Annotated in this window: 6 protein-coding genes; 2 read left to right on the top strand and 4 right to left on the bottom strand. The window is 62.6% G+C overall.

From position 1 onward, the window contains the following. Positions 1–393 precede the first annotated feature (393 nt). Positions 394–2,592 carry an OsmC domain/YcaO domain-containing protein gene (locus FIV35_RS19255; protein ID WP_034138271.1) on the bottom strand — a complete coding sequence of 733 codons (2,199 nt, stop codon included), beginning with the start codon at positions 2,590–2,592 and terminating at the stop codon, positions 394–396. A gap of 162 nt (positions 2,593–2,754) precedes the next feature. On the opposite strand from FIV35_RS19255, the gene FIV35_RS19250 reads away from it, so the two are divergent. Next, the gene (locus FIV35_RS19250; RefSeq protein ID WP_034138272.1) at positions 2,755–4,320 is read left to right on the top strand and encodes a methyl-accepting chemotaxis protein; all 1,566 of its coding nucleotides are present in this window, start codon (positions 2,755–2,757) and stop codon (positions 4,318–4,320) included. A 42-nt stretch (positions 4,321–4,362) separates the two neighbouring features. Here FIV35_RS19250 and FIV35_RS19245 read toward each other — a convergent pair whose 3' ends face one another. The 3 genes from FIV35_RS19245 to nirB form a co-directional block, all read right to left on the bottom strand. Continuing rightward, on the bottom strand, positions 4,363–5,766 hold the full coding sequence (locus FIV35_RS19245) for an XAC2610-related protein (RefSeq protein WP_034138273.1): 1,404 nt from the start codon (positions 5,764–5,766) through the stop codon (positions 4,363–4,365). An 827-nt stretch (positions 5,767–6,593) separates the two neighbouring features. After that, on the bottom strand, positions 6,594–6,959 hold the full coding sequence (gene nirD / locus FIV35_RS19240) for a nitrite reductase small subunit NirD (RefSeq protein ID WP_034138274.1): 366 nt from the start codon (positions 6,957–6,959) through the stop codon (positions 6,594–6,596). Beyond that, positions 6,959–9,520: a nitrite reductase large subunit NirB gene (gene nirB, locus FIV35_RS19235; RefSeq protein WP_034138275.1), complete on the bottom strand. Its 2,562-nt coding sequence runs from the start codon at positions 9,518–9,520 to the stop codon at positions 6,959–6,961. Before nirB ends, nirD begins: the two co-directional genes overlap by 1 nt. Before the next feature lie 508 nt (positions 9,521–10,028). Between nirB and FIV35_RS19230 the strand changes: the two genes are divergently transcribed. Further along, positions 10,029–14,036 carry a bifunctional nitrate reductase/sulfite reductase flavoprotein subunit alpha gene (locus tag FIV35_RS19230; RefSeq protein ID WP_034138276.1) on the top strand — a complete coding sequence of 1,336 codons (4,008 nt, stop codon included), beginning with the start codon at positions 10,029–10,031 and terminating at the stop codon, positions 14,034–14,036. Positions 14,037–14,126: the final 90 nt, after the last annotated feature.

Here is a 14,126-nt window from a genome sequence, read left to right as displayed (position 1 = left end):
ATCAGCGAATTCCATCAGGGACAGAGGCACCGCCTCACTTAAAGTCCGGATGTATGGCTGCAACCTTATCCCGTCTGTGTTTTCACGAATTGAGTGCTTGGCATACTGGGGGCGTCCATGTATGAGCGGGCTTGCCCCGCGCTGGGCTGCGCAGCAGCCCTCTCCCACCCACCGCGTCCTTTCAGGTCAAACCCACCGCCCGGCTTTGGGGCCGCTGCGCAGCCCAGCGCAAGCAAGCTTGCTCACCACCGGGTGGCGCGGTACCACCAATCTTTATGCTGACCACAGGGAAGCGCGGTGCCACCTATCTTTATGCTGACCACAAGGAATCGGGGCAAGACACACTCATCGCGGCGAGCCTGCTTTTTTTGGTAAGCAAACTGCGCGAAAGACTTATCGGATGGACACCGCCGCTCGCGCGCTATGCAGTTTTTTGTAGCTGTCGATCAGGCGCAAGTGCCGGTCCAGCCCTTCGAGCTTCATGCTGGTCGGAGTCAGGCCATGGAAGCGCACGCTGCCGTTGACCGAGCCGATCACGGCGTCCATGCGTTCGTCGCCGAACATGCGCCGGAAGTTAACTTCGTAGTCCGCCAGTTCCAGATCGTCGTCCAGTTCCATCTCCAGCACGGCGTTGAGCGCCTGGTAGAACAACCCGCGCTCGGCGGTGTTGTCGTTGTATTGCAGGAACATCTCCACGCACTCCTTGGCCTCTTCGTATTGGCGCAAGGCGAGGAAGATCAGCAGTTTCAGTTCCAGGATGGTCAGTTGGCCCCACGCGGTGTTGTCGTCGAACTCAATGCCGATCAGGGTAGTGATGTCGGTGTAATCGTCCAGTTCGCTTTCGATCAGGCGCTCAACCAACGCCTCCAGTTCTGCATCGTCCAGGCGGTGCAGGTTGAGGATATCGGCGCGGAAAAACAGGGCCTTGTTGGTGTTGTCCCAGATCAGATCTTCCACCGGGTAGATTTCCGAATAGTCAGGTACCAGGATCCGACAAGCCGTAGCACCGAGGTGTTCGTACACCGCCATATAGGACTCTTTGCCCATATGGTCGAGAATGCCGAACAGTGTCGCGGCCTCCTCGGCGTTGGAATTTTCACCCTGGCCGGAGAAGTCCCATTCGACAAACTCGTAATCCGACTGCGCACTGAAGAAGCGCCACGACACCACGCCGCTGGAGTCGATAAAGTGCTCGACGAAGTTGTTCGGTTCGGTCACCGCCTGGCCTTCGAAGGTCGGCTGCGGCAGGTCGTTCAGGCCTTCGAAACTGCGGCCTTGCAGCAGTTCGGTGAGGCTGCGCTCCAGCGCCACTTCCAGGCTCGGGTGCGCGCCGAACGAGGCGAACACGCCGCCGGTGCGCGGGTTCATCAGGGTCACGCACATCACCGGGAATTCACCCCCCAGGGACGCGTCCTTGACCAGCACCGGGAAACCCTGGGCCTCCAAACCCTGAATACCCGCCAGGATGTTCGGGTACTTGGCCAGCACCTCGGCAGGCACGTCCGGCAGGGCGAATTCGCCTTCGATGATTTCGCGCTTCACCGCCCGCTCGAAGATCTCCGACAGGCACTGCACCTGGGCTTCGGCCAAGGTATTGCCGGCGCTCATGCCATTACTGAGGTAGAGGTTTTCAATAAGGTTGGACGGGAAATACACCACCTCGTCATCGGAGCGACGCACGAACGGCAGCGATACGATGCCGCGCGCCTCGTTGCCGGAGTTGGTGTCGAACAGGTGCGAGCCACGCAGTTCGCCATCGCGGTTGTAGACCTTCAGGCAATAGGCGTCGAGGATTTCCGGCGGCAGTTCATCGTTCGGGCCGGGCTGGAACCAGCGCTCATCGGGGTAATGCACGAACGCCGCGTTGGCCAGCTCTTCGCCCCAGAACTGGTCGTTATAGAAGAAGTTGCAGTTGAGCCGCTCGATGAACTCGCCCAGGGCCGATGCCAGAGCGCTCTCTTTGGTCGCGCCCTTGCCGTTGGTGAAGCACATCGGCGAGTGAGCATCGCGGATATGCAGCGACCACACGTTCGGCACGATATTGCGCCACGACGCGATTTCAATCTTCATGCCCAGGTCAGCCAGGATGCCGGACATATTGGCGATGGTCTGTTCCAGCGGCAGGTCCTTACCGGCGATATAGGTACCGCCGTCGGACAACGCGCTGGGCATCAACAAGGCCTGGGCGTCGGCGTCGAGGTTGTCTACTTCTTCGATCACGAATTGCGGCCCGGCCTGCACCACTTTCTTCACGGTGCAGCGGTCGATGGAACGCAGGATGCCTTGACGGTCCTTATCGGAGATGTCCGCCGGCAACTCGACCTGAATCTTGAAAATCTGGTTGTAGCGGTTTTCCGGGTCGACGATGTTGTTCTGCGACAAGCGGATATTTTCGGTGGGGATATTGCGCGTCTGGCAGTACAGCTTCACGAAGTACGCCGCACACAGCGCCGACGACGCCAGGAAGTAATCGAAGGGGCCCGGGGCCGAGCCATCGCCTTTGTAGCGAATAGGCTGGTCGGCAATCACCGTGAAGTCATCGAACTTGGCTTCAAGCCGGAGGTTGTCGAGAAAGTTGACCTTAATTTCCATGCGGGCACACCAGAATAACGGCTAAACAAAAATGGCCGCCATTATGGGGTTTTTCCTCGGGAAGTTTCAGGCTTTTGACCGACGGCAGGGCAATTACCAAATGAGTATTAATTTTTTGTGACTTGCCGCCGATGGACTCAGTGCAACCATGGAGTAGTCGGAATGCGCAACAATCAGCCCGTAACACAACGCGAGATTTCCCTCGCGCCGCAGCAGAAACTCATCTCCGCCACCGATGTGCAGGGCATGATCACTTACTGCAACGATGCCTTTGTCGAAATCAGCGGCTTTGAACGTGACGATCTGATCGGTGCGCCCCAGAACATCGTGCGTCACCCCGACGTTCCGCCGGCCGTATTCGCGCACATGTGGAGCGCGCTCAAACAGGGCTTGCCCTGGATGGGCATCGTCAAGAACCGCTCGAAGAACGGCGACCATTATTGGGTCAACGCCTACGTCACGCCTATATTCGACGGCAGCCGGGTGGTCGGTTTCGAGTCGGTGCGGGTCAAGCCCACCGCCGATGAAATCCGCCGCGCCCAGGCCCTCTATCAACGGATCAGCCAAGGCAAAACCGCTGTACCGCGCCAAGACGCCTGGCTGCCCCGTCTATTGAGCTGCGTGCCCTATATGGCCAGCGGTATTGCCGGCAGCCTGGCCGGGTTGTTTCTCAGTGCGCCAGTGGCGGTCGCGGTCGCCGTGGCAGTGGCGGTGCCCATCGGCCTGCTTTGTTCGAGCGCGCGCCATGGCAGCACCTTGCGCCTGCTGCAAGGGGTCGAGCCGTCCACCTCCGATGCGTTGATCGCGCAGATGTACAGCGACGCTCGCGGCCCGCAGGCACGTTTGGAAACCGCCTTCCAGAGCCAGAACGCACGCCTGAAAACGTGCCTCACCCGCCTGCAGGACAGTGCCGAACAACTCAGCACCCTGGCCGTTCAATCCGACCAACTGGCTTCCGCCAGCTCCCGGGGCCTGGACCGTCAGCGCGTGGAGACCGAACAGGTCTCGGCCGCCGTCAACCAGATGGCCGCCACCACTCAGGAGGTCGCCAGCCATGTGCAACGCACCGCCGACGCTACCCAGCAAGCCAACGTATTGACCGGCCGTGGCCGCGACGTGGCGCGCGATACTCGCCAGGCCATTGAGCGTTTGTCGGCGGTGGTCGGCGAGACCGGCGTCACCGTGGCGCAACTGGCCCGCGACAGCGATGAAATCGGTAGCGTGGTCGATGTGATCAAAGGCATCGCCGACCAGACCAACCTGCTGGCCCTCAACGCCGCCATCGAAGCAGCCCGCGCCGGTGAACAGGGGCGCGGCTTTGCCGTAGTGGCCGACGAAGTCCGTCAGCTGGCCCAACGCACTACGCAATCGACCACTCAGATCCATGGGCTGATCACGCAGTTGCAGGCGTCCTCCAACAACGCCGTGCAAAGCATGCAGAACGGCCAGCGCCAAGCCCAGGAAGGCGTGGCGTGGGTGCTGGAGGCCGACCAGGCATTGGTAGGCATCAGTGAGGCGGTGTCCCATATCACCGACATGACCACCCAGATCGCCGCCGCCACCGAAGAGCAAAGCGCGGTGGCCGAAGAGATCAGCCGCAATATCACCACCATTGCCGAGCTGGCCGATCAGACCTCGGTGCAGGCCCGTCAATCGACAACCCTGAGCAAGGAGCTGACCGACACCGCGTCTACTCAGTACGCGTTGGTTGAGCGGTTCAATCGCTAGGCCAAACCTGCAGCGGTGCGCGGGGATGCATCCAAGGCAGCGTCAAGGCTGCCGGCGATACATCCCCGTCAGGTAGTCGGGGAAGTCCGGCTCCGCGTTGTGCTTGATCACCGCAAAATCTTTTACCAACTGAATGTGGTACGGGCCAGTGCCTTTGGCGGCCAGGGGTGCGCGCACAATGATCAGGTTGTCGGTTTCCATCGGCACACGCTGTTGCGTGGTGACAATGGGTTTGCCGGTGCCGGTGTCGTTGAGGGTCACGCTGAATTCAGCCACTTCCCGGCCTTGGGCGTCGCGCTGCGGCAGGATCTTCAGGTCGAGGTCACCGTCGCGACCCAGGTAGTCGTCGCGCATCTGATAGTGGCCGCTGCGTTGGTCGCGGGCTACGTCGCCGTACTTGGCGTACTCCGGCTCGCGGTCCACGGCGTGCAATTGCACCGTCAGCTCAGACGCGCCCTTCTTGCCGCTGCTGACCCAGGCACCGCTGTAATCGAACGGTTCGACGCTAGCGCGGGTGATCTGCCAGGTGCCGGTCTGATGCCCATCCTCGGTCGATTCGTGCAGGTAAACGAAGGGTTTGTCGTCGTAGTCGCCTATCGACCCCACCAGTTTGATCGGCTTGCCACTGCCACTTTTGGTGTAGCGCACTTCGCCGATCAGTACCTCGCCTTGCTGCTGATACCAGAGCTGCACCGGGATCTTGCCGTTGAGGGTGCCGGCGAGCATCTGTGGGTCTTCGTTGACCGGCCCTTCCAACCGAGGGGTTTCGTGCCATTGGCCGTCCTTCCATTCGCCAGTGGTGCGCAGCATGTAGCCCTTGGGCATGCTGGTGTCGTCATCGTCGCTGGCCGGTACTTCCTGCTGCGTATACGCGCTGAGTCGTACCAGCTCGCCGTTGCGCATTTGCCAACGGCTGGCGCGGGTCCAGCAGCAGCCACGGTCGGTCTGCGAATGGATGATGCCGTCCTTGGGGGTGACCGAGAACATGCCGCCGGAGGTCTCGTTCGCCAGGTCCGTGAGGGGGCGGTTGAGCACCCAGCGCGGTTGCTGGGGGTCTTGCAGGTACACATCGTAGTTCGACTGAAAGCCTGCATCGGCGCCGTCGCCGTTGCGAATCGCCAGGTCCTGGCGGCCGTCCCGGTCGATATCGGCGAAATACACCACGCCGTCTTCGCCGACCAGGCGCCAGTCCAGGGTCTTGCCGTCGCCATCGAGCGGCACTCCGGCGGCGGGTGTGGAAAATTGCTGGAGGATCGCCAGGGAGGTTTTGTCGCGCAGCGTGATCAGCGCCGGCGCCAGTTGCTGCAAGTCCTGCGGCACATCCGGGAACAGCACTTCGACAAGAAACTGGCCGCTGGGGTCATTCAGCGAAAACGAGCGGGGTTCGGCCATGGCCGGGGCCGCGAACATCGTAGAGACAAGCACTGCGCTGACGAGCGAACGCATGTAAAGCATCCTTGCTGAAATCCGGGGGCCGCAGTGTAAAGGCAAACCGTGAACAAATCGCTGTTGATGCGCGCGGGTGCGCTGCTATGTTGCGTGCTTCTGACGCGAAGGGGATGCCATGGAACCGTTAGCCGACAACAAGTCCCACACAGATAAAACTGTGGGAGGGGGCTTGCCCCCGATGGCGGCGTGTCAGCTGGCTTATCCATTACTGAGCCAGCCTGATCGGGGGCAAGCCCCCTCCCACATTGGGCTCTATGCTGTCTGGGCTCATTGTGTTTCAAAGGCTAGGTTCAGCAGTCCAGCTCCGCCCCCCCCCCCGACACCAAGCCCGGCACAGATAAAAACTGTGGGAGGGGGCTTGCCCCCGATGGCGGCGTGTCAGTTGGCTTATCCATGACTGAACCAACCTGATCGGGGGCAAGCCCCCTCCCACATTGGGCTCTGTGCTGTCTGGGCTCATTGTGTTTCAAAGGCTAGGTTTGCAGCAGTCCAGCTCCGCACCCGACACCAAGTCCGGCACAGATAAAACTGTGGGAGGAGGCCTGCCCCCGATGGCGGCGTGTCAGTTGGCTTATCCATGACTGAACCAACCTGATCGGGGGCAAGCCCCCTCCCACATTGGGTTCTGTGCTGTCTGGGCTCATTGCGTTTCAAAGGCTAGGTTTGCAGCAGTCCAGCTCCGCCCAGCATCAAGCCAGATGCAGATAAAAACTGTGGGAGGGGGCTTGCCCCCGATGGCGGCGTGTCAGCTGGCTTATCCATTACTGAGCCACCTTGATCGGGGGCAGGCCCCCTCCCACCTTGGGCTCTGTGTAGGTCAGGATTCAGCAAGACACTTGCACCTCCACCACCCCACCCTTCAACCGCGCCGGCCATACCCGCAGGCGTTGGTGCGGGGTTTCCAGGCACTGGCCGTCCTGCAAGCGGTAATGCTGTTTGTAGATCGGCGCGGCCACCACCAGCTCACCCTTGATGTTGCCCACCAGGCCACGGCCGATCACGTTGGCGCCGGACTCCGGGTCGTGGTTGTCGATGGCGTAGAGCGTCTGCGCTTCGGCGTCAGGCAGGTAGAACAGCGCGACTTGCGCGCCATCAAGCCACACCACCACGCCGGAATTGCGCACCAGGTCGCCCTCATTGCAGACGTTTTTCCAAGTGGCAAGTGTGCGTTGGGTATTGGACTGGCTCATCAGGCAAGTTCCTCGGTAACAGCAATCAGGTTGAGTTCGGCGGCCATGATCGGACGGCGCTGGCCGCGTTCCTGGACGAAGTGGATGTCCGGGTCTGGGCGCTTGTCGTTGACGAAGGTGCGGAAGCGTTTGAGTTTTTCCGGGTCCTTGAGGGCGTTGGCCCATTCGCATTCATAGCGGTCGACCACCAGTTGCATCTGCGCCTCCAGCTCGGCGCCCAAACCCAGGCTGTCGTGCAAGATCACGTCCTTGAGGAAATCCAGCCCGCCTTCCAGACTTTCTCGCCAGACCGAAGTGCGTTGCAGCTTGTCGGCGGTGCGGATGTAGAACATCAGGAAACGGTCGATGTAGCGGATCAGCGTGGCGTCGTCGAGGTCGGTGGCGAACAGTTCGGCATGCCGTGGGCGCATGCCGCCGTTGCCGGCGATGTAGAGGTTCCAGCCCTTCTCGGTGGCGATCACGCCCACGTCCTTGCTCTGGGCTTCGGCGCATTCGCGGGTGCAGCCGGACACCGCGAACTTGAGCTTGTGCGGCGAGCGCAGGCCCTTGTAGCGGTCCTCGATCAGCAGCGCCATTTTCACGCTGTCTTGCACGCCGTAACGGCACCAGGTGCTGCCGACGCAGGATTTGACCGTACGCGTGGACTTGCCATACGCATGCCCCGTCTCGAAACCGGCGGCGATCAGCTCGCCCCAGATATCCGGCAGTTCGTGCAGTTGCGCGCCGAACAGGTCGATGCGCTGGCCACCGGTGATCTTGGTATAGAGGTTGTATTTCTTCGCCACCTCGCCGATCACGATCAGCTTCTCAGCAGTGATCTCGCCCCCCGGAATCCGTGGCACCACCGAGTAGGTGCCGTTCTTCTGCATATTGGCCATGAACGTGTCGTTGGTGTCCTGTAACGGCACCAGCGACGGGTCCAAGATCGGCTGGTTCCAGCACGACGCCAGGATCGAGCCCACCGCTGGTTTGCACACATCGCAGCCGGTGTGGCCACGGCCATGCTTGGCCAACAGTTCGTCGAACGTGATCACCCCTTCCACGCGCACCAGGGCGTACAACTCCTGGCGGGTATAGGCGAAGTGTTCGCACAGACTCTTATCGACACTGACGCCACGGGCCACCAGCTCATGTTCGAACACCTGCTTAAGCAGCCCGGCGCAGCCACCGCAGCCGGTGCAGGCTTTGGTCTGCGCCTTGAGCACGCCGAGGTCGCCGCAGCCGCCATCGATGGCCGCACAGATCGCGCCTTTGGTGACGTTGTGGCAGGAACACACCGTGGCCGATTCCGGCAACGCGCCAGGGCCGAGGGTCGGTGCGCCGGCCGACGACGGCAGGATCAGGCTGGCGGGCTCGGCCGGCAAGGCGATGCCGTTCTGCAGATATTGCAGCAGCGTGTCGTAGTAGCTGTTGTCGCCGACCAACACCGCGCCGATCACCTGCTTGCCGGCCGCGTCCACCACCAGGCGGCGGTAGCTGGCGGTGGCCTCGTCGATAAACTGATAGCTGCGCGCGCCCGGTGTGTGGGCGTGGGCATCGCCGATGGAGCCCACATCCACGCCAAGCAACTTGAGCTTGGTGGACATATCCGCGCCTACAAACGGCTCGGCGCCCTGCCCGCACAGCAGCGCCGCCACGCCACGGGCCATCTGGTAGCCGGGCGCAACCAGGCCGAACAGGCTGCCGTTCCACGAGGCACACTCGCCGATTGCATAGATATGCGGGTCGCAGCTCCGGCATTCGTCGTTGATCGCCACCCCGCCGCGCGGACCGATTTCCAGCCCGGCCTGGCGCGCCAGGGCGTCCTGGGCGCGGATACCGGCGGAAAACACGATAAGGTCGGTTTCCAGAAATTCGTCGTTGGCGAAATTCATGCGATAGCGGTATTGCTCACCGGCGCTGATCGATTGCGTGGCACGCGACAAATGCACGCCAACGCCCAGCCGTTCGATCTGCGCCTTGAGCGCCAAACCGCCGAAGTCATCCAGTTGCACCGGCATCAGGCGCGGCGCGAATTCCACCACATGGGCTTCCAGGCCGAGGCTTTTAAGGGCGTTGGCCGCCTCCAGGCCGAGCAACCCACCGCCGACCACCACGCCGCGCCGCGCATTGGCAGCGGCGGCACGAATAGCGTCGAGGTCTTGCAGGGTGCGGTACACCAGGCGCGAGTCACCTTCGGCGCCTTCGATGGGCGGCACAAACGGGTACGAACCGGTGGCCAGCACCAGTTTGTCGTAGGTCACGCGGCCCTGGGCGGTGACCACCTGGCGCTGGGTGCGGTCGATATCCAGCACTTGAACGCCAAGGTGCAAGGTCACCCCCGGCGTCTGGTACAACGCCGCGTCGGATAACGCCAGCGACTCGGCATCGCGGCCGGTGAAGTACTCGGACAAATGCACGCGGTCATAGGCACGCATCGGCTCTTCGCTGAACACATGCAGTTGGTAGTGATCCAGCGCGCCGCGTTCGATCAACTGCTCCACGCAGTGATGACCGACCATGCCATTGCCGACGACGATCAGGGTTTGCAGCTGGTTCAAACTGGCGTTATTGGCGTTCATATAAGCACCCGACAAAGCTCATCACGGTTTGAAAAAAAGCAAAAAAAAACGCCTGAAACCTTACGGTTCCAGGCGTCTTTGCCTGTTCTTATACGGTTGGCATCGGACGACTTCGCCGATTCCACCGCTATTGCCCATGTTGTCGATCGTCGTTGACCGAAGGGGGTTGTCGGGGATCTTGCAGGCTCTGTGCCAACCTGTCGCGACCCCGTACTCACGGCATCTACACCGGTTCAAGCCTTGCGATCACGCCTCCAACTGGTGCGCGGCGCGTCATAAAAGGGCACGGGACGCTTGCTTCCGCGCGTCGGCACAACAGCAGCAAGCGCCGTCGGCACCGTCAGTAAGGCCTGTGCAGAAACATGGCGCGCCGCTTGCTAGGTACAGCGCAACAGAGCAGTCAACGCTGATTGCCCATCCACGACAAAGGCGCCGTGTAATCCCCGTTTCCAACGGAGGGTTACGCGGCGCTTTTTTTTGCCGGGCAGAAAAGGTTCGAGGGTTATCGATGGCAAACCAACACGTACGCAGTGTGTGCCCCTATTGTGGCGTGGGCTGCGGCATCGTCATGCAGGTCCAGGACAACACAGTGGTCAAGGTGATCGGCGACCCTGACCACCCCACCAACGCCGGGCGCCTGTGCACCAAGGGCACTACCTGCGGGCAAGCCATTGCCGAGTCCGGGCGCATGGAAAACGCTTACTTGCGCCAGGCCCGCGACCGCGACCCGGTACGCATCGCCATGGACGAGGCCATCGCCAAGACGGCCGGGCGCCTGCGCAACGTGCTAGAGCGACATGGCCCCGATGCCTTGGCGTTTTACGTCTCCGGGCAGATGTCACTGGAGGCCCAATACCTGGTCAACAAGTTGGCCAAGGGTTTTGTGGGCACCCGCCATATCGAATCCAATTCACGGCTGTGCATGGCCAGCGCCGGCAGCGGCTACAAACTGTCCCTGGGTTCCGACGGGCCGCCGGGCTCCTATGAAGACTTCGACCGCGCCGACCTGTTCTTCGTGATCGGCGCCAATATGGCCGACTGTCACCCCATCCTGTTCCTGCGCATGATGGACCGGGTCAAGGCCGGGGCGAAGTTGATCGTGGTCGACCCACGGCGCAGCGCCACCGCCGACAAGGCGCACCTGCACTTGCCGATCAACCCCGGCACCGACCTCGCATTGCTCAACGGCTTGCTGCACCTGCTGGTGAAAAACGGCCACACCGACCCGGCCTTTATCGCCACCTTCACCGAAGGTTGGGAGGTCATGCCCGCGTTCCTGGAGGACTATTCACCGCAGCAGGTCGCCGCCATCACCGGCCTGGCCGAAGACGACATTCGCCAGGTCGCCACCTGGATCGGCGAGGCCGCCGAGTGGATGAGTTGCTGGACCATGGGCCTCAACCAGAGCACCCATGGCACCTGGAACACCAACGCGCTGTGCAACTTGCACTTGGCCACCGGCGCCATCTGCCGCCCGGGCAGTGGGCCGTTTTCCCTCACCGGCCAACCCAATGCCATGGGCGGGCGCGAGATGGGTTATATGGGCCCGGGCCTGCCGGGGCAACGTTCGATGCTGGTGGACGCCGACCGCGCCTTTATCGAAGACCTGTGGCAGATCCCCGCCGACCGCCTGCCGCGGCAGGCCAGCGACGGCACCGTGGCGATGTTCGAGCAAATGGCCGCCGGGCAGATCAAAGCCTGCTGGATCATCTGCACCAACCCGGTGGCCAGCGTGCCGAACCGACAAACCGTGATCGATGGGCTGCAGGCCGCCGACCTGGTGATCACCCAGGACGCGTACCTCGACACCGAAACCAACCGCTATGCCGACATCCTCTTGCCCGGCGCGCTGTGGGCCGAAGCCGAAGGGGTAATGATCAACTCCGAGCGCAACCTGACCCTGATGCAACCAGCCGTACAGCCGCCGGGCGACACCCTGGCCGACTGGCAGATCATCGCCCGCGTCGCCTGTGCAATGGGCTATGCCGAGGCGTTCACCTACGCCGACGCCAGTGAGGTGTTCGAAGAACTCAAACGCGCCTGCAACCCCGCCACCGGCTATGACCTGCGCGGCGCCAGCTATGAGCGTCTGCGCCAGACACCGCTGCAATGGCCGCTGGCATCGGCCGAGTCGGCGCCGCGCAACCCGATCCGCTACCTCGCACACGGCACGTTGCGCTTCGCCACCGCCAGCGGCAAAGGTCAGTTCTTTGCGCGCCCGCACCTGCCACCGGCGGAGCTGCCCGACGATGCCTTCCCGTTCGTGCTCAACACCGGTCGCTTGCAGCACCAATGGCACACCCTGACCAAGACCGGCAAAGTCGCCACGCTGAACAAACTCAACCCCGGCCCCTTTGTCGAGATCCACCCCGATGACGCCGCGCGCCTGGGCCTTCAGACCAAGCAGCCAGTGCAAGTGCGTTCGCGGCGCGGCCACGCCGTGTTGCCTGCGTTGATCAGCGACCGCGTGCAACCGGGCCAATGTTTCGCGCCCTTTCACTGGAACGACGTGTTTGGCGAACATTTGGCGATCAACGCGGTGACTTCGGATGCGGTCGACCCGATGTCGCTGCAGCCGGAATTCAAGTGCTGCGCCGTCACCCTGGAACGTGTCGAGCTGATCGACCATCAGTTCCTCGACTCGCCCACCCAGGCGACCACCGACCTTCCCCTTTGCGCAACGGAACCCGCCATGTCGCGCATCGACGCCTTCGCCGAAATCGCTGGCCTGCGTAGCGTCATCCCGCCGCCACTGAGCGACAGCGAACGCACCTACCTCGCCGGCTTTGTCAGCGGCCTGCGCGCCGACAACCCACGCCACGCCGGTGGTGTGCCGGTGCTACCGCCCACGGCGCCGTTGGCCGACGAGGCGCGGCTGTGGGTCGACGGTTTGCTCGGCGGGCTGTTCAGTCGCGCCTCGCCGGCCAGTGTCGGCACACTGCCCGCCTCTCCCGCCGTGACCTTGCTGTGGGCCTCCCAGACCGGCAATGCCGAAGCATTGGCCGAGCGCTGTGCCCAGCGCCTGCGTGAGGCTGGGATCAGCGTCGAGCTGAGCGCAATGGCGGATTTCCCAGCGAGCCGACTCGCAAGCACCCAGAACCTGGCATTGATCAGCAGCACCTTCGGCGACGGAGACCCACCGGACAATGGCGCAGGTTTCTGGCACAGCCTCGGCCGTGTCGAGACGCGCCTGGAGTCCCTGCGGTTTGCGGTGCTGGCCCTGGGCGATCCGAACTACGAGCAGTTCTGCAAGCACGGCAAACGCCTTGATCAACGCCTGCTGGAGCTGGGCGCCACCCGCCTGTTGGAGCGCGTCGATTGCGACACCGAATTCCAAACGCACGCCGATGCCTGGCTGCTGCGCTTGCAGCACAGCCTCAACCCGGCCAAGGCGCCGGCAGCCGCCACGCCCGCGGGCAAGACCAAGCTGTACGGTTCGCGCCTGCTGCTCAACCGCCATCTCAACCCCCATAGCCGCCATAAAGAAACCCGCCAGTTCGCCCTGGACCTGGCCGACTCCGGGCTCAGCTATGAAGCCGGCGATGCCCTCGGCGTGCGGCCGCGCAACTGCCCCGAACTGGTCCACGAACTGCTCGACTTGACCGGTCTGAAGGCGTCGGCCAGCGTCACTATCGACACCTTCGGCGAGGTCTCGCTGCAACAGGCGTTGACCCAGCACTTCGAAATCGCCCGGCCCAGCAGCGAGACCCTGGCGTTTATCGCCGAGCGCAGCGCCGATGGAGGGCTTGAGCAGTTATTACGGCCCGAGCACAAGGCCGAATTGAACGACTGGCTGTGGGGTCGGCAACTGGCGGACGTGCTACACGCCTACCCCATTGAGTGCTCGGCGGACGAGCTGCTGGGCACCCTGCGGCGTCTGCAACCGCGTCTCTACTCGATTGCGTCCAGCGCCAAGGCCCATCCCGGTGAAGTCCACCTGACCGTCGCGGCCGTGCGCTATGGCAAACGCAAAGGCGTGTCCTCGACCTTTCTCGCCGACCGCGTCGGCGACGGTGAAGTGCCGGTGTTCGTGCAGCCGTCCAAACATTTCCGCCCCCCCAGCGACGGCGATGTGCCGATGATCATGATCGGCCCTGGCACCGGCGTGGCGCCGTTTCGCGCGTTTTTGCAGGAGCGCCGCGCCCTCGGGCACCCGGGGCGTAACTGGCTGTTCTTCGGCGAGCAGTACGCCGCCAGCGACTTTTATTACCAAGACGAGCTGCAAGGCATGCAGCGCGACGGCCTGCTCACCCACCTGAGCCTGGCGTTCTCCCGCGATCAGGCGCAAAAAATCTATGTGCAGGACCGCATCCGCGAGCAAGGCGCCGAGCTGTGGCGCTGGCTGCAGGACGGCGCCAAGGTGTACATCTGCGGAGACGCCACCCATATGGCTAAGGATGTTGACCAGGCGCTGCGCCAGATCGCGCAAACCCACGGCGGGCTGGGCCCGGAGCACGCCGTGGACTACTGGCGCCAACTGAGTGAGCAAAAACGCTATCTGCGTGATGTTTACTGATTGGATACAGAACAATCGTTGATTGTATTGTGTACAAAAAACCCTAAAGGTTTACCAAGAGCGCGCCGAAACAGCAGTGATAGCAAATCG

It is taken from the genome of Pseudomonas rhodesiae, assembly GCF_007858255.1.
GTDB lineage: Bacteria > Pseudomonadota > Gammaproteobacteria > Pseudomonadales > Pseudomonadaceae > Aquipseudomonas > Aquipseudomonas rhodesiae.
Note: the sequence above shows the minus strand (reverse complement) of the source record. Positions and strands in the feature narration are given on the sequence as shown.